Genomic DNA, 15,394 nt, shown 5'->3' on the forward strand with positions numbered 1-15,394 from the left:
CTTGCGGCCCGGAGTTTTTTTTGCGCGGTCAGAGCTTTTCGGGCGTGGACTGGAGGAACTTCCCGAAACCGCTGCCCACGTGTTGGTTATTCTGTTTTGGCGCAATTCCTGACGGAAAACCGCTTCACACTTTTCCTGGAATTGCTTAGTGCCCGCCGCCCCCACCTCCACTGGGCGCGGCCGGCTTGTTGATCAGCATGGTGAACAGGCCGAGCGTCGCGAACAGCACCGTCAGCATGTAGAACACGTCCATGAAGGACAGCAGCGCCGCCTGCTGATGGACCATGCCCGACAGCTTGGAGATCGCCGCACCGGCCGCGTCGAGGCCTGATGTCTGCTCGAAGTTCAGCGTCATGTTCTGCAGCTTGGTCTGCGCGGCGGCACTGCCCCACTGCACATGCTCGGCCAGCCTCGCATAGTGGAAGGCGTTGCGGTCGATCAGCACGGTGTTGATGAGGGCAAGGCCGACGGCACCGCCGAGGTTGCGGGTGAGGTTGAACAGGCCGGACGCGTTCTTCAGCCGGTCGGGCGGCAAGGTGCCGAGCGCGATGTTGTTGATCGGCACCATGCACAGCATCATCGAACAGCCGCGCAGGATCTGCGGGATGAGCAACTCGTAGAAATCCCAGTCGGCGGTCAGATGCGTCATCCACCAGGTGCCGGTGGCGAAGCCGAAGAAGCCGATCATCATCATCAGCCGCAAATCCATCTTGCTCGACAGGATGCCGGAGATCGGCGCGGTGACGAACATCGCCAGGCCGCTGACGAACAGCGCCTCGCCGATCATCATCGAATCATAGCCGCGGATACGGCCGAGGAAGACCGGATAGAGATAGGTCAGGCCGTAGAGGCCGATGCCGATGACGAAGGAAAACAGCGAGCCGAAGGCAAAGTTGACGTTGCTGAAGGCCCTGAGATCGACGATCGGCTCCTCGGCGGTGAAGACACGCCAGAAGAAGATCACCGCGCCGACGCTCATGACGATGGCGCAGATGAACACGCCCTGGTCCTGCAGCCAGTCATTGTTCGGACCCTCTTCCAGCACATATTCCATGCAGCCGAGGAAGGCCGCCATGCCGGCGAGGCCCCACCAGTCGAACTTGTTGAACAGCTTGAGATTGGGCTTGTCGAAATCGATCAGCGACCAGGCGGCGGTCGCCACCAGGATGCCGGGTACGACATTGACCAGGAACAGCCAGTGCCATGAAAAGGCGTGACTGATATAGCCGCCGACGGTCGGGCCGATGGTCGGCGCCAGCGTCGCCACCAGACCGATCATCGGCGAGACGACGGCGCGCTTGGAGGGCGGAAAGATGGTAAAGGCCGCGGCAAAGACGCTCGGGATCATGCCGCCGCCGATGAAGCCTTGCACGGCGCGGTAGACAATCATCTGGTCGATGTTGGTGGCGGTCGCGGCAAGCGCGCTGGCCGCGGTGAAGCCGGCAGCGGCGATGGTGAACAGCACGCGCGTCGACAGCATCCGGCTGAGGAAGCCCGACAACGGGATCATGACCACCTCGGCGATCAGATAGGCCGTCTGCACCCACGGAATTTCGTCGGAGCTGGCGCTGAGGCCCGCCTGGATTTCGGCCAGCGAAGCCGACACGATCTGGATGTCCAGGATCGCCATGAACATGCCGAACACCATCGCCAGGAAGGCGATGACGCGGCGTGTGGAAATGGTGTCAGGGACCGCCGGCCTTGCCGGCGGCGCTCCTGCGGTGATGGTTGCGGTTGCCATTTCATGGGCCTCCTTGAGGCAGGCCGGGCGGCCCAGCGCTTCATCAGCCGCCGAGCCGCCCTCCGAAAGCGCTTAGTTGGTCGTCGCGGCAGGTGCGGTGCGGCTGTCGACGTTGACGACAACGCTCAAGCCAGCACGCAGCTTGCCGGCCTTCAGGGCATCGGCCGGCACGTCGATGCGGACCGGGACGCGCTGCACAACCTTGGTGAAGTTGCCGGTGGCGTTTTCCGGCGGCAGCAGCGAGAAGACCGCGCCTGAGGCAGGAGCGAGCGACGAGACGGTTCCCTGGATGGGATGGCCGTCTATGGCGTCGACCGAGATGTTGACCTTTTCGCCGGGAACCAGGCGGGCAAGCTGCGTCTCCTTGAAGTTGGCGACGATGTAGAGCTTGTCCAACGGCACGACGACGGCGAGCTTCTGGCCAGGGCTGACGAGGTCGCCCTGCTCGACGGAACGGTTGCCGACGACGCCGTCATAAGGCGCCTTGAGCACGGTGAAGGACAGGTCGCGCGCGGCCTTGTCGCGGCTGAGCTGCAGCGAAGCGAGCGTGCTCGCGGACTCGGCGCGCTGCGCCTCGAACACGCCGATATTGGCCTGCGCGGCGGCGATCTGCGCATCGGCGCCAACCAGCGCTGCATTGGCCTGGTCGAGCGCGGTCTGCGCGTCGTCCAGTTGCGCCTGCGTACCGACATGGGTCTTGACCAGCTGTGCGGCGCGCTGCTGGGCACGGGCGGCGTTGTCGGCAGCGGCCCGGTCGGCGACCTTCTGCGCCTGGGCCTGTTGCAGGGACGCCTGTGCTGCCTTGGTCTGCGCGTCGATGCGGTCGAGCGTCTTGGCCAGCGTGGCGATCTGCGCCTCGGTCTGGGCGACGGCGATCTTGTAGTCGCCATCGTCGATCGTCAGCAGCGGGTCGCCGGCCTTGACCAGCTGGTTCTCGCTGACCTTGACCTGGTCGACATAGCCGGAGATCTTGGGCGAAACGAACGCCATGTCGGCCTGGACATAGGCATCGTCGGTCGAGATCATGAAACGGCCCGTGGTCCAGTAGTCATAGCCGTACCATGCGCCGCCGCTCAGGAGGGCAAGGCCGATGATCGGCAGCAGGAAGGAGCGCACCGAGCGCTTCTTCTTGGCCGGAGCTTCAGCCGCCGGCGGCGGTGCCACCGGCAGGACGGGAATTTCCGGTGCTTCCGTCGCCGGAGCGACCTTGGCGTTGGGGAAAGGGCGGACTTCGGCAGTGCTGGGCGCGTTCGAGGACATGACATCTCTCTAAAGTAATAATACTGAACCGTTCGGTTCGATCCGGCCGTTGACATAGCGTGAAAAGAGGACCATATCAAGAGGCAATCGAACCGGTTGGTTCGAATTATTTTCGAGGTGTGACTTTTATGGCCGAGACAACGCCCGACGTCGAAAACGACAAATGCGGCGATCTGCTGGAGAGCCTGCGCCGTGGCAGGCCGGCGGCCGGACAGGACCCGGTCAAGCGCAGCCAGATCATCGATGGCGCCCGCCGTGTCTTCATAGACAAGGGCTTCGAGGCCGCCTCGATGAACGACATCACGCGCGAAGCGGGCGTGTCGAAGGGCACCATCTATGTCTACTTCGCCAACAAGGAAGAGCTGTTCGAGGCGCTGATCGAAGAAGAGCGCGGCACCATCTTCAAGAACATGTACGACATGCTCGACCGCGCCGACGATCTGCGCCAGACGCTGGTGAAGTTCGGCACGGTGCTGTCGATGAAGATCACCTCGGCCAAGGTCATCCAGGCGCAGCGCACGGTGATCGGCGCCTCCGACAGGATACCCGACATGGGCGCGCGGTTCTACGAACGCGGCCCCAAACGCGGCCATGACAAGGTGGTGGCGTTTCTCAATGCCGCCATCGAACGCGGCCTGCTCAAGATCGACGATGTCGATCTTGCCGCCTACCAGTTCACCGAACTGTGCCTGGCCGGCCTCTTCCGGCAGTGCATCTTCGCCTACCGCACCAAGGCTCCGAGCGACGAAGAGATCGACCACATCGTCAGGTCGGGCGTCGGCATGTTCCTGAAGAACTACGGCACCGAACGGCTCGCCGAGGAAGAAAGCCACCAGATGATAGCGCTGGAGGCAAAGGCCTAGAGCGTTTCACCGTTTCATGGAAACGGCGAACCGCTCTAACTCACTGTTTTGACGCAATTCCCAAGGGAAAACCGCTCGCACTTTTCCTGGAATTGCCCTAGCCGCCATTGGCGGCAAGCACGATCGCGGCCTGCAATTCCTCCAGCCCCTCGCCCTTTTCCGATGACGTCGCCAGGACGAACGGAAACGCCGCCGGCCGTTTCTTGATCTTTTGCAGCGTCTCCTCGATCAGCCGCGGTACGCCGGCGACCTTGATCTTGTCGGTCTTGGTCAGCACGATCTGGTAGGACACCGCCGCCTTGTCGAGCAGCGACAGCACCTCGTCGTCCTTGGCCTTGATGCCGTGGCGGGCATCGATCAGCACATAGACCCGCTTCAGCGTCACCCGGCCCTTGAGATAGTCGAAGACCAACTTGGTCCACTCGTCGACCTTCTCCTTGGGCGCGGTGGCGTAGCCGTAGCCCGGCATGTCGACCAGTGCCATCGGCGGCAGGTCGGCGCCCTCGCCCGAAAATCCGTCCGGCACGAAATAATTCAATTCCTGCGTGCGCCCCGGCGTGTTGGAGGTGCGCGCCAGCCCTTTCTGGTTGACCAGCGCGTTGATCAGCGACGATTTGCCGACATTGGAGCGGCCGGCAAAGGCGATTTCCGGCGGCCCTTCCGGCGGCAGGAACTTCATGGCCGGCACGCCGCGGATGAAGATCCACCCGCGCGTGAACAGGTCGGTGGTGATCACAGTGCTGTTCAGAGCGTTCAAGCTGCTGCCTCCAGAAGAGAGATGTTGGCGCCCCTGATGGCATCAAGGTTGCGGCCGATCTTGTCCACCGGCCAATGCCACCATGCCAGTGCCAGCAAACGCCTGATCGTCCTGTCGTCGAAACGCATCTTCACCACCTTGGCGGCATTGCCGGCGACAATGGCATAGGGCGGCACATCGTGCGTCACAACCGATTTGGCGGCGATGATGGCGCCATGGCCGATTTCCACGCCGGGCAGGATCACCGCCTCCATGCCGATCCAGACATCGCTGCCGACCACCGTGTCGCCGCGCACCTCCTTCGACCATGTCGCCGGGTCAAAACCCTGTTCCCAGCCATGGCCGAAAATGTTGAACGGATAGGTGGAAAAGCCGGACATTGCGTGGTTGGCGCCGTTCATGATGAAGCGCGCGCCTTCGGCGATGGCGCAGAACTTGCCGATGATGAGCTTGTCGCCGATGAAGGGATAGTGGTGCAGCACGCATTTCTGCGCGAATTTGTCCGGTCCGTCCGGGTCGTCATAATAGGTGAAGTCGCCGATCTCGATGTTCGGCTCCGTCACCAGCGGCTTCAGGAAGCCGACGCGGGTGTGCATCGGGATCGGGTGCTTGATGTTGGGGTTGGGTCCGTCCATGTCGGTTCGTCCGGGAATTGGCAGACAGGCGCGTCCGCTGCCGGAGGCGCCTGGTCAAAATAACGTGATCCGCCCTATAGCACCAATCGGCCGGGGAGCGAGTCTTCCGTGCGTGCCAGGCTCATGTGTTGCCGCTCTTGCTGCGCAAGCCAGGCACGCCGGCCAAGCTCGACCATCGTGCCGTGACGGAATGATGCGCCGGAAACGGTTGATGTTCGATCGCTGAAGACCAGCGTCTTCAAGGTACGCAAAAAGAAACCGGGGCCCTGTGAGTGACTACAGGACCCCGGCCTCGCCGATTACGACTTCCCCAAGAAACTTGGCACCTCGTCATGAGGCGGGGATGGCAGGCCAAGAAAGCCCCAACGACCTGCCACTGCCCCCTTTCGCCGGAAGCCGCTACTTCGGCAACAGCACCTTGTTGACGACATGGATGACGCCGTTCGACTGGTTGACGTCGGCGATGGTCACCTTCGCCTCGCCGCCGGACTCGTCCATGATGAAGAGCTTGCCCTTCTTGACCTCGGCGGTCAGCGTGTCGCCGGAGACGGTCTTCATCTCGTATTTGCCGCCCATCGCCTTGGCTTGCTTCATCATCTCGGCGCCTGAAATCTTGCCGGCCACGACATGCGCGGTCAGCACCTTGGTGAGCTTGTCCTTGCTCTCGGGCTTGAGCAGCGTATCGACCGTGCCGGCCGGAAGTGCCGCGAAGGCCTCATTGGTCGGCGCGAAGACGGTGAACGGGCCGGCGCCCTGCAGCGTGTCGACCAGGCCGGCGGCCTTGACGGCGGCGACGAGCGTGGTGTGGTCCTTCGAATTGACGGCGTTCTCGACGATGTTCTTGGTGGTGTACATCGGCGCCCCGCCGACAACAGGGTTCTTGGCGTAGGCGGGGGCGGCAATCGCCACGCCGGCGACGAGAGCGGAAACGGCGATGATCCTGAACGACGGCAAGCGCATGTCGTCTTCCTCCGGGTGAGGGCTGATCGGAATTGATAGCCTTTGGAAATGCACACGCAGTCACGCTCCGCGACCGCTTGCAGTTTCGCCGATCACGGGAACGTGAACGAATGTCCGCCCAAAGAAAAAGCCCGGACGAACCGGGCTTTTAGAGAGAGGGGAGCTTTTATTCCGCCGGCGACGGTTTCTTTTTGAACAGTGCCATCAGATTGTCCCATAGCTCGATCTTGGCGCCCTGGCGCTTCATGATCACACCCTGCTGGAGGATCGACAGCGTGTTGTTCCAGGCCCAGTAGATGACGAGGCCGGCCGGGAAGCCCGCCATCATGAAGGTGAAGATAACAGGCATCCAGGTGAAGATCGCGGCCTGCGTCGGATCCGGCGGCGTCGGGTTCATGCGCATCTGCAGGAACATGGTGACGCCCATGATCAGCGGCCAAACACCGATCATCAGCATGTGCGGCAGCGTGACCGGGACCAGGCCGAACAGGTTGAAGATCGAGGTCGGGTCGGGCGCCGCCAGATCCTGGATCCAGCCGAAGAACGGCGCATGGCGCATCTCGATGGTGATGTAGAGCACCTTGTAGAGCGAGAAGAAGACCGGGATCTGCAGCGCCACCGGCCAGCAACCGGCAAGCGGATTGATCTTCTCGGTCTTGTACAGCTCCATCATCGCCTGCTGCTGCTTCATCTTGTCGTCCGCGTATTTCTCGCGGATCTCCAGCATCTTGGGCTGCACCTTCTTCATGTTCGCCATCGACGCGTAGGACTTGTTGGCGAGCGGAAAGAAGATGGCCTTGACGATGACGGTGGTGGCGAGGATCGCCAGGCCGAAATTGCCGAGGAATTTGTAGAGCGTGTCGATCAGCCAGAACATCGGCTTGGTGATGAAGTGGAACCAACCCCAGTCGATCAGAAGGTCGAACCGCTTGATGTGGCGCTCTTCGGCATAGGCGTTGATCTTGGCGACTTCCTTGGCGCCGGCGAAGACCTCGGTCTCGACGGTCGCCGACTGGCCGGCCTCGACATTGATCGCGTCGGTCAGGAAGTCGGACTGATAGCGGTGGCGGCCATCCTCGAAATAGGCATAGCGCGGCTGGAACGGCTGCTTCTCTGTCGGCACAAGCGTGACGGCCCAATATTTGTCGGTGATGCCGAGCCAGCCGTCGCTCGACTTGCCCGGCTGGTATTGCTTGTCCTTCTCGATGGACGCGTATTTGTGTTCCTGCAGGCCTTCGGTGCCGGTGAAGCCGATCAGGCCTTCATGCAGCACATAGGTGCTGGCGACGGCAGGCTTGTCGTAGCGGGTGACGCGGCCGTAGTTGAACAGCGAAACCGCGCTGGTGCCGGAATTCTGCACCGTGTCGGTGACCGTGAACATGTAGTTGGCGTCGACGGAGAAGGTGCGCTTGAAGGTCAGGCCCTTGTCATTGGTGTAGGTGAGCGTCACCGGCGTCGACGGGCTCAGCGTCGGATTGCCGTCGACATTCCACACCGTTTCGGCACCCGGCACCATGCCGGTCTTGTCGTTGCCGACGAAGCCGATCTCGGCGAAATAGCCGGTAGGCAGCGCCTGCGGGTTGAGCAGTTCGATCTCGGGCGAATTCTTGTCGACGGTCTCGGTGTAGTGCTTGAGCTTGAGGTCGTCGAGGCGGGCGCCGGTCAGGTTGATCGAGCCCTCGAGGCTCGGCGTGTCGATCTTGACGCGCTTGGAAGCGGCCAGCGCCTGATCGCGGCCGGCCGCGGTGACGGTGTCACCGCCGGGCGCGTTGGGAATGGTGCCCGGCGCCGGAGCCGGTGTTCCAGCACCCGGATTGGCGGCCTCGGCCGCCTTCTTCTGCTCTTCCACCCGCTGCTGCTCGATCTTGGCGGCCTCGCGCTGCTGCTCGACGCGCGGGTTCATGTAGAACACCTGCCACAAAGTCAGGATCAGCACCGACAGCGCGATGGTGATGAAGAAGTTCCGGTTGTTTTCCATCGAGAGCCCTTGGCCTATCGTGTTCCGCGAAGTCGGCGGGAGAGTTCGGCCTTCAACTGGCCGAAGGGGGCGCGCAGCGCATCATCGCGCCCGACGATGACATAATCATTGCCGGGCACCATGTCATCTGCGGCATGGACGCGGACGGCCTCTTTAAGCCGCCGCCTGACGCGGTTGCGCACAACAGCGTTGCCGACCTTCTTGGTGACGGTGTAGCCGACGCGCGGCACCCCGCCATCGCCGCGGTCGAGGACCTCGACGAGGAAAAACCGTCCGCGTCGCTTTTCACCACGACGGACGGCCAGGAATTCCGCGCGTTTCAGAAGCCGCTTGGGATTTTGCCCCACTGGCTTGCCGGTTGCGGGCAACGATATCGTCTCGCTTAGGCGCTGAGCCGCTTGCGGCCGCGGTTGCGGCGAGCTGCGACGACGCCACGACCACCCTTGGTGGCCATGCGGGCACGGAAACCGTGCCGGCGTTTGCGGACGAGTTTGGACGGTTGGTAGGTACGCTTCATTTGTTTTAATACCGCGGGGTGCGGCCCTTCTTGATTCTGTCACTCTGTAACAGGAGCTTTGCCGGGCCGGCTTTGGCGCGATCGAAACCGCGCCGGGACGAATGGCCCGAGCGTGAGCGGGCTTATAGAAAGAAGGGTTTTGGAAGTCAATCCGGCGTCGGCGCGGCGTGGACGCAGGCTTCATGACGGTAATTTAATGTTCCGGCCAAAGGATGAAATTGGCAAAAATGCCGTAATCGCCTAATCTTGGCCGATCAAGTGATTGTGAAGACAGGATCGCATGAGCGAAACCAGCCAGGCGGGGGAAGTGAACGGAACGGCGCCCGCCGCCGTCCGCACGGTACCCCTGTCGCGCGGCCTGTCGACGAAACTGCTGCTGCTGACGATCGTTTTCGTGCTTCTGGCCGAAGTGCTCATCTTCCTGCCCTGGATCGCCAGCTACCGGCTGAGCTGGCTCAAGGAACGGCTGAGCACGGCGGCGGCCGTGTCGATCGTGCTGGTGCAGGGCGAGTCGACTTCGCTGTCGCGCACGGCGCAGAATGACGTGCTGATGGCGATCGGCGCCAAGGCGATCGCGGTGCGCGACGGCGGCGTCTCGCGGCTTCTGGTGGTGGCGGACATGCCGCCTCAGGTCGACGAGCATATCGACCTCGCCAGCGTCGGCATGATCAAGGGCATGACCGGCGCGCTCGATACGCTGTTCTTCGGCGGCGACCGGATGCTGCGCGTCTTCGGTCCGGTCGGCGACAGCGACAAGGAATTCGAGCTGATCATGCCGGACTACTCGCTGCGCAAGGCCATGCTCATCTATTCGCGCAACGTCGCCTTCGTCTCGCTGCTGATCTCGCTGTTCACCGCCATGCTGGTCTATGCCGCGATCGACCTGATCATGATCGGGCCGATCCGCACCATGACGCGCTCGATGCTGTCCTTCTCCGAAGCGCCCGACGATCCCGGCCGCATCATCCGTCCCGCCGCCCGCTCCGATGAGATCGGCGTCGCCGAACGCGAGCTGTCGCAGATGCAGGAGCGGCTGCAGAAGATGCTTTCGGAGCAGAAACACCTTGCCGATCTCGGCCTGGCGGTGTCGAAGATCAACCACGACATGCGCAACATCCTGGCCTCGGCGCAGCTGATATCGGACCGCCTGCGCCAGGTCAGGGACCCAACCGTGCAGGCCTTCGCGCCGAAGCTCTTGCGCGCGCTGGACCGGGCCGTCTCCTATTCGGAAGGCGTGCTGCACTATGGCCGCACGCAGGAGCCGCCGCCTTCGCGCCGCCGGGTGCGGCTGCGCCAGCTGGTCGAGGACGTGCACGGCCTGCTCGACATCGAGGAAGGCATCGAGTTCATCAACGCCGTCGAGGCGGCTTTCGAGGTGGACGCCGATTCCGACCAGCTGTTCAGGGTGCTCACCAATCTGTGCCGCAACTCGGTGCAGGCGATGGCGGCCGACACGGAGAGCGCCGTGGTGCGGCGGCTCGCCGTATCGGCCGAGCGCATGGGCAGCGTCAGCCGCATCGCCGTCACCGATACCGGCCCCGGCCTGCCGCCGAAGGCGCGCGAAAACCTGTTCGCGGCGTTCCGCGGCTCGGCGCGCAGCGGCGGCACCGGCCTTGGCCTGGCGATCGCTCACGAACTGATCCGGGCGCATGGCGGCACGGTGGAACTGGTCGAATCGATCGGCGGGCGCACCACTTTCGCCGTCACCATTCCCGACCAGCCGGTGCGGCTCGATCAGGCCCGCGGCAGCCTGCGCCGCCCGGCGTGACGGCCTCGGCGCTGTTTTCCCGAGGCTTCTGCTCTTCAAGCCTACGCTTTCGATGAGCTTCGCCCGAGACTTTTCCCCTCTCTGCCTGAGCGAGACCGGCTTCGCGGCAGCTTCAAAGCCCTGGGATCGGGGCCGTCGTCACCGGATGACACGCCCACGACAAAACTTTTGCCGGATCGGCTTGCTTTTCCCAAATTCAGTCGTTAGGGAACTGCACACATTCGCGGCCGGTCCTTGGGATCGGATCGTGGGGCCGTTGAAAACATGGCCTGATGCGCGCCCGTAGCTCAGCTGGATAGAGCACCAGACTACGAATCTGGGGGTCAGGAGTTCGAATCTCTTCGGGCGCGCCATTTCATCCAATTGATTTCTCTCAGTTTTTTGACCTATCGGGCGCGTCGGCGCCGGCTTGATTTTGAAAATTCAGCCGGTTTTTCAGCCGGTTTTGGAAAAATGGATGCTTCCGCAAACTGTGTCGCAGCTTGGCGTACATGAGTCGTGGCCTTTTCCACCTCTAGCGGCTCTACAAGCTGGGTTGCCTGTTTCAGATGCCTCGCTACATCAGCGCGGGTGGTGGAGCGGTCCGACTGGTAGAGCGGCAAATCGCCCGTGATAGCTTTTAAGTCGCGCACTACTGAAGCGATGTGTGGCCAAGGGAAATCGGTCGGGTCGCCAATATCCCGGTCCGCTCCGACTATCACTTCCAACTTGGCCAAGATCCCAGCCAGGGACAAAGCTGCCACATCTGGAAGCGCATCCTGAAGTTTGAGCGCCTCGGTCACAGCTAAGACTTCGGCCTCCTGAGCGACAGCATATTGACGGAGGCCGTCCAGTTCGGTCACCCGAACGGGCTCTGTCTGTTCCCCCGTGGTCAATACCTGAATTCCGGTATTGCTGATAGTTCTCGTCTCCAACCGCTGCTGCACCCTGCAAAGTACCAGAGACGTATGTTGAGCCCGATGCCATGCGGCCCACAGGGTGAGAGCAGGGTCATGTTTTGTCGCTGTTAATGACGCCATCTTGAATTCCTCCAATTCGGCACGGCGATGTCGTATCTGAATTTAAGATAACTGGAAATCAGATATAATTGAAGCCCTCATCTGGAACCGGATGAGGCAAATCTTTGGTAAAAACGCTCGGGACGCACCGCCACCAGTCCTTGATCGCTATGCTGATTGAAAAGCGTGAGGCTAGTGGATTTACACAGACCGAGCTTGCCGCGAGGCTCGGCGAATATCAGTCATTTGTAGCACGGCTCGAAAGCGGCCAACGCCGCGTCGACGTGGTCGAATTCATCGATCTGGCGAAAATCCTGGGGTTCGATCCTTCTGCAGCCATCAAGCGCTTGGCAGCAGAACCAAACTGAATCGTAGCTCGGACCTTCCGAACTGCTCGCGAGCACGCCATTCAACAGCGCTGTAGCGAGCGGCTGCTTCGCGCCTCATTTCGGTCATGACTGGGCACTTGCCATCGACCCGGAAGCGGACATTTCGCTGAGACCTTGTTTGCCGTACAGCTGGCACCATCGGGAATCCGACGCCTCTGATTGGCGGTGGCCGTGGCCGTGTGTCTAGCTCCAAAAGCTTGCGGGCGCAGAGAAACCGTCGTCGTCGCACTATCGTTACGCTTGGACACAAGATGCCAGACAGATCGCATGGTGCGTTACAGCTGGTCTTGAAGGCATGTTGTACGAAAGCAATTGTTCTTGAGACGCGAGATCAACCATCGCGAGCGAGGACTTCGAGGTCGGGAACGGTCCCGTTGGACTGACCGAGTTGCAACAACGCCTCTGATCGTAGCCCCACTTCCATTTTCTGCATTAGATTGTAAAAGATCCAAACCCTTCCGGAACGAGTCTCATTGCCAAAGCCCACACTAAAGACGGTGGCGTCGAAACAGCCTCGCGAAACCGCGGGCTCCTCAGCGTTCATGGCCTTCGACTACCAGGTGAACGTCTCAATGGCGCTGGTTCTCGACCTCTTCAGACAGGGCAAGGAATTCGTCGCCCTGTTCGATCATCACGACGACCTCGTCGTCTTCGTTGGGGAAGGGGAGAACTCAGAACTCTCGTTCTATCAGGTGAAATCGAGCAGCGAACTCACGTGGACAGCAAAGAGGCTCGCGAGGCGAAGCCCAAAAGGCGAGCTGCCGAAATCCATCGTCGGCAAGGCCTACTACAATGTGGCGCAGTTCGGGCCGGACATTCGCCGGGCGTCGATATTATCCAACCGGCCGCTTAGCGCCACCTTGGCGACGGCCACCAAATCCGACCTCCACGACGGCGAGCTTTCGGTCGCCGATCTCTGCTCGGCCGATCAGGAAGCGCTGATGAAGTCGCTGGAGGCGGACTTCCCTGCCGGCTTCAACAAGACTCACGCGACGCTTCTGACGTTCGAGCGCGTTCCGTTCGATCTTGAAAGTTATCGCGCCACGGTGCTTGGCAGGATCGTAACGATGCTGGAAGAACTCCATCCGGATTTCGTAGCGGTCTCCAGCCCCTTCTACACGGCCCTTCTCGCCGCCGCGGGTGAGTGCACCGGCAATAAGACCAAGTCGGCAACGGTCGAAGAATTGCGCCAGCGTGTCGCCCTGGACCGCGACGCGATCAGCCGTCTGATCGTCCGGGTTCAGAGTAGGTCGAAGAACCTTGTCGAGTGGTGGCCGAGCGTGAACGACGAACTCGCTGCCGACGGCATAGGGGCGCTGCAGATCCAGCGAATCAAAAATATGTGCATGGCGTACGTTAACGACCGTCGCGCGGGGGGCAGGACGGCCGCCAAGCTGAGCGCAGCGATCCGCGACGCCATCGGCAAAACCGCGGTGAGCGGTATGGACAGTGTGCTTGAGGCAGCCGTAGCCTTGAAGGCCCACGGTCTCTCTGAACCCGCGTCGGAGCTTTACGATCTCCAGTCCGCGATGATCGTCGAACTGATGGAAACCATGACATGACGGACGACGACACAACGAGACTGCGGCGCGTCCTTCGAAAACTGAGTGAGAGCAGCAATGCCAACGGTAAGATTCAAAAATCTCTTCCTGTTGTCGCAGGTCGAAAAGAGAGCGTTGCACGTACCATTGCATTCGGCAAAGCTGTTGATTCAAGGCGCAAACGGCTTTGGAAAGTCGGTCATAATGAAGAGCCTATACGAGGCTCTGGGAGCAACGCCAAACAAGATTGACGACCGCTGGAAGAATGCCAACGTGTCGAGCTGCCTCGAATTCGAGTTCGCGGGCGCGACCTGGTTTTCGGTAAAAGCCCACGGCGTGCTTTCGCTCTTCGACGACAAGGGCAACAGACGGTTCTGGGGCCAGCGGCTGGTCAAGGACTGGGGACCGAAGCTTGCTGAGTTCTTCGGCTTTAAGCTGGAGATGGTGGACAAGGACGGGGAAACGTTAACGCCGCCACCCGCGTATCTGTTCGCACCGTTCTACATTGACCAGGACGGAAGCTGGGACAATACCTGGGTCTCCTTCCGCAAGGACTTCTACCTGCCGGAAAGCGCGGCCACGCTTGCGGATTATCATTCAGGCATACGGCCGGATGGCTACTATGCCGCCAAGGCAGAGTTGACGAAGGAGAAGATCGTCCTTTCCAGCTTAGAGACCGCCGTCGAGACGCTCCGCCAGGCGATGACCCAGATCGAAGAGATCGAAGGCACGACCCCGACCTACGACTTGCAGGAATTCGCCAGCGAGTGCGACGACCTCGTCGCGGAAAGCGAGCGGCTTCTTGTGCTGCAGGCGGAACATCGCCGGACGGTGTCCGACCTCCACGAGGAAACCCATCTCGTCAGGGCTGAAGCGGTCCTTCTCCAGAACGCTCTCAATGAAATGCGGGGCGAGTTTGAGCTTGCGTCCTCATTGCCACATCAGGTCGAGTGCCCCACCTGCGGGCACGAGTACCAGAACTCCCTTGCCGAAAGATTCGCCTTGATCGAGGACGAGGGCGTCCTATCGAAGGCGCTGACCGAGGTGCAGTCTAAGCTGGAAAGGCTGGTCGAAAAGGAACGGGCCGAGCGCGGCAACCTAGAGACGATCGGTGCAAGCCTGGCGCGTGTCCAGAAGATTCTCGAAACGCAAAAACAGTCGCTGTCCCTCAACGATGTGCTCGTCGCGGCCGGCAAGACCGAGGCCGCCAAGCTCCTTCGGGTGTCGCTGAACGAGAAGATCGTGGCGGCGGACGGCTCCAGAAACAGAACCGAGTCTCTGCGCGCTTCGATGAACGAGTTCACCGACAGAACGCGCACTTCGGAGATCAGGAAATTTTATCGCACCCGACTGTCGATGTATTCGCAGGAACTGGACGTCCATCTAGACGAGCCAGAAAAGCAGTCGATCGTTTCCATTAACGTTGCGCGAGGAAGCGAGGGGCCGCGGGCCTTGCTGGCTTACTACTACGCGTTCCTTCACACGAAGATCGAATTCACGACGAGCGTCAGATTCCCTCTCGTGATCGACTCCCCGAACCAGCAGGGGCAGGACAAGATTCATCTTCCCCAGATGGTGAAGTTCATTTTCGATCACGTTCCAGACGACGCGCAGACCATCGTTGCGACCGAGGACGCTTCAGGGCTTGAATTCGAAGGGGTCGCCATCGCCACCTATGGCGAAGCCAAGCGCCAAATCCTTCGTGAAAAAGAATTCGATCGTGTTAAGACCATCTTCGACCCATTCTTTCAAAAGATACTGGCGATGGAGTAACGCGATTGCGTTCCAATTGCGCACGACCGGAAATAGATCAGGGGCACCCTATCTCGCAGCAGCTTTCGAAAGGTTCTCATACGCCACCGTTGGCAGGCAGCGACCATTTTGTCATCTGTTGATAGGGCAAATTGACAGTCGATCCAGAAGAGATGTCGGCTAGAAGTGCCGCGTCGACGGCGATCGAACGTCCGGTGTGGGGTCGGCAGGAGCG

At 61.2% G+C, this 15,394-nt stretch carries 15 protein-coding genes and 1 tRNA gene; 7 read left to right on the top strand and 9 right to left on the bottom strand.

The window, feature by feature from the left end:
- Window positions 1-145 precede the first annotated feature (145 nt).
- Together CK228_RS16280 and CK228_RS16285 are read right to left on the bottom strand one after the other, a co-directional pair.
- Complete coding sequence (locus tag CK228_RS16280; RefSeq protein WP_095788502.1) at window positions 146-1,741, bottom strand: DHA2 family efflux MFS transporter permease subunit; 1,596 nt, start codon at window positions 1,739-1,741, stop codon at window positions 146-148.
- 72 nt (window positions 1,742-1,813) lie between these two features.
- The gene (locus tag CK228_RS16285; protein ID WP_095773272.1) at window positions 1,814-3,001 is read right to left on the bottom strand and encodes an HlyD family secretion protein; all 1,188 of its coding nucleotides are present in this window, start codon (window positions 2,999-3,001) and stop codon (window positions 1,814-1,816) included.
- A 128-nt stretch (window positions 3,002-3,129) separates the two neighbouring features.
- On the opposite strand from CK228_RS16285, the gene CK228_RS16290 reads away from it, so the two are divergent.
- The gene (locus CK228_RS16290; RefSeq protein ID WP_095773273.1) at window positions 3,130-3,864 is read left to right on the top strand and encodes a TetR/AcrR family transcriptional regulator; all 735 of its coding nucleotides are present in this window, start codon (window positions 3,130-3,132) and stop codon (window positions 3,862-3,864) included.
- 97 nt (window positions 3,865-3,961) lie between these two features.
- Here the strand turns inward: CK228_RS16290 and yihA are convergent, their stop codons facing one another.
- From yihA to rpmH, 6 genes are all read right to left on the bottom strand, one after another.
- Window positions 3,962-4,621, bottom strand: coding sequence for a ribosome biogenesis GTP-binding protein YihA/YsxC (yihA, locus tag CK228_RS16295; RefSeq protein ID WP_019862432.1), 660 nt, complete (start codon window positions 4,619-4,621; stop codon window positions 3,962-3,964).
- On the bottom strand, window positions 4,618-5,256 hold the full coding sequence (locus CK228_RS16300) for a CatB-related O-acetyltransferase (RefSeq protein WP_095773274.1): 639 nt from the start codon (window positions 5,254-5,256) through the stop codon (window positions 4,618-4,620). Before CK228_RS16300 ends, yihA begins: the two co-directional genes overlap by 4 nt.
- A gap of 399 nt (window positions 5,257-5,655) precedes the next feature.
- Entirely contained in the window at window positions 5,656-6,216 is a 561-nt protein-coding gene (locus tag CK228_RS16305) for a fasciclin domain-containing protein (protein ID WP_095788503.1), read from the bottom strand.
- Between the two features lie 166 nt (window positions 6,217-6,382).
- Window positions 6,383-8,194: a membrane protein insertase YidC gene (yidC, locus tag CK228_RS16310; protein ID WP_095788504.1), complete on the bottom strand. Its 1,812-nt coding sequence runs from the start codon at window positions 8,192-8,194 to the stop codon at window positions 6,383-6,385.
- Between the two features lie 14 nt (window positions 8,195-8,208).
- Window positions 8,209-8,562, bottom strand: coding sequence for a ribonuclease P protein component (gene rnpA / locus CK228_RS16315; RefSeq protein ID WP_027040889.1), 354 nt, complete (start codon window positions 8,560-8,562; stop codon window positions 8,209-8,211).
- 14 nt (window positions 8,563-8,576) lie between these two features.
- Window positions 8,577-8,711: a 50S ribosomal protein L34 gene (gene rpmH, locus CK228_RS16320; protein WP_008833937.1), complete on the bottom strand. Its 135-nt coding sequence runs from the start codon at window positions 8,709-8,711 to the stop codon at window positions 8,577-8,579.
- Window positions 8,712-8,991: 280 nt separating this feature from the next.
- On the opposite strand from rpmH, the gene CK228_RS16325 reads away from it, so the two are divergent.
- Both CK228_RS16325 and CK228_RS16330 read left to right on the top strand, forming a co-directional pair.
- Window positions 8,992-10,479 carry a HAMP domain-containing sensor histidine kinase gene (locus CK228_RS16325; RefSeq protein ID WP_095773277.1) on the top strand — a complete coding sequence of 496 codons (1,488 nt, stop codon included), beginning with the start codon at window positions 8,992-8,994 and terminating at the stop codon, window positions 10,477-10,479.
- A 276-nt stretch (window positions 10,480-10,755) separates the two neighbouring features.
- Window positions 10,756-10,832, top strand: a tRNA-Arg gene (locus tag CK228_RS16330).
- 33 nt (window positions 10,833-10,865) lie between these two features.
- Here CK228_RS16330 and CK228_RS16335 read toward each other — a convergent pair.
- Entirely contained in the window at window positions 10,866-11,321 is a 456-nt protein-coding gene (locus CK228_RS16335; RefSeq protein WP_245438045.1) for a hypothetical protein, read from the bottom strand.
- A 326-nt stretch (window positions 11,322-11,647) separates the two neighbouring features.
- Between CK228_RS16335 and CK228_RS16340 the strand changes: the two genes are divergently transcribed.
- From CK228_RS16340 to CK228_RS16355, 4 genes are all read left to right on the top strand, one after another.
- Window positions 11,648-11,845 (top strand): helix-turn-helix transcriptional regulator, encoded by a 198-nt coding sequence (locus CK228_RS16340; protein WP_095788505.1) that lies wholly within the window; start codon window positions 11,648-11,650, stop codon window positions 11,843-11,845.
- Window positions 11,846-12,363: 518 nt separating this feature from the next.
- Window positions 12,364-13,428: a dsDNA nuclease domain-containing protein gene (locus CK228_RS16350; protein ID WP_280951024.1), complete on the top strand. Its 1,065-nt coding sequence runs from the start codon at window positions 12,364-12,366 to the stop codon at window positions 13,426-13,428.
- Window positions 13,425-13,658, top strand: a complete 234-nt coding sequence (locus tag CK228_RS34700; RefSeq protein WP_143750591.1) for a hypothetical protein — start codon at window positions 13,425-13,427, stop codon at window positions 13,656-13,658. Before CK228_RS16350 ends, CK228_RS34700 begins: the two co-directional genes overlap by 4 nt.
- A complete protein-coding gene (locus CK228_RS16355) occupies window positions 13,612-15,180 on the top strand; it encodes a hypothetical protein (protein WP_143750592.1) in 1,569 nt (522 codons plus the stop codon). The genes CK228_RS34700 and CK228_RS16355 overlap by 47 nt, the downstream gene beginning before the upstream one ends.
- Window positions 15,181-15,394: the final 214 nt, after the last annotated feature.

The sequence above is a fragment of the Mesorhizobium sp. WSM4312 genome (assembly GCF_002294875.1).
In the GTDB taxonomy this organism is placed as follows: Bacteria; Pseudomonadota; Alphaproteobacteria; order Rhizobiales; family Rhizobiaceae; genus Mesorhizobium.

Excerpts from the sequence above, each read along its gene's own strand:
- CK228_RS16285 (WP_095773272.1), bottom strand. The coding sequence starts at position 3,001 with ATGTCCTCGAACGCGCCCAGCACTGCCGAAGTCCGCCCTTTCCCCAAC.
- CK228_RS16300 (WP_095773274.1), bottom strand. The coding sequence starts at position 5,256 with ATGGACGGACCCAACCCCAACATCAAGCACCCGATCCCGATGCACACC.
- CK228_RS16340 (WP_095788505.1), top strand. The coding sequence starts at position 11,648 with ATGCTGATTGAAAAGCGTGAGGCTAGTGGATTTACACAGACCGAGCTT.
- yidC (WP_095788504.1), bottom strand. The coding sequence starts at position 8,194 with ATGGAAAACAACCGGAACTTCTTCATCACCATCGCGCTGTCGGTGCTG.
- CK228_RS16280 (WP_095788502.1), bottom strand. The coding sequence starts at position 1,741 with ATGGCAACCGCAACCATCACCGCAGGAGCGCCGCCGGCAAGGCCGGCG.
- CK228_RS34700 (WP_143750591.1), top strand. The coding sequence starts at position 13,425 with ATGACGGACGACGACACAACGAGACTGCGGCGCGTCCTTCGAAAACTG.
- CK228_RS16305 (WP_095788503.1), bottom strand. The coding sequence starts at position 6,216 with ATGCGCTTGCCGTCGTTCAGGATCATCGCCGTTTCCGCTCTCGTCGCC.
- rpmH (WP_008833937.1), bottom strand. The coding sequence starts at position 8,711 with ATGAAGCGTACCTACCAACCGTCCAAACTCGTCCGCAAACGCCGGCAC.
- CK228_RS16325 (WP_095773277.1), top strand. The coding sequence starts at position 8,992 with ATGAGCGAAACCAGCCAGGCGGGGGAAGTGAACGGAACGGCGCCCGCC.
- CK228_RS16355 (WP_143750592.1), top strand. The coding sequence starts at position 13,612 with ATGAAGAGCCTATACGAGGCTCTGGGAGCAACGCCAAACAAGATTGAC.
- CK228_RS16290 (WP_095773273.1), top strand. The coding sequence starts at position 3,130 with ATGGCCGAGACAACGCCCGACGTCGAAAACGACAAATGCGGCGATCTG.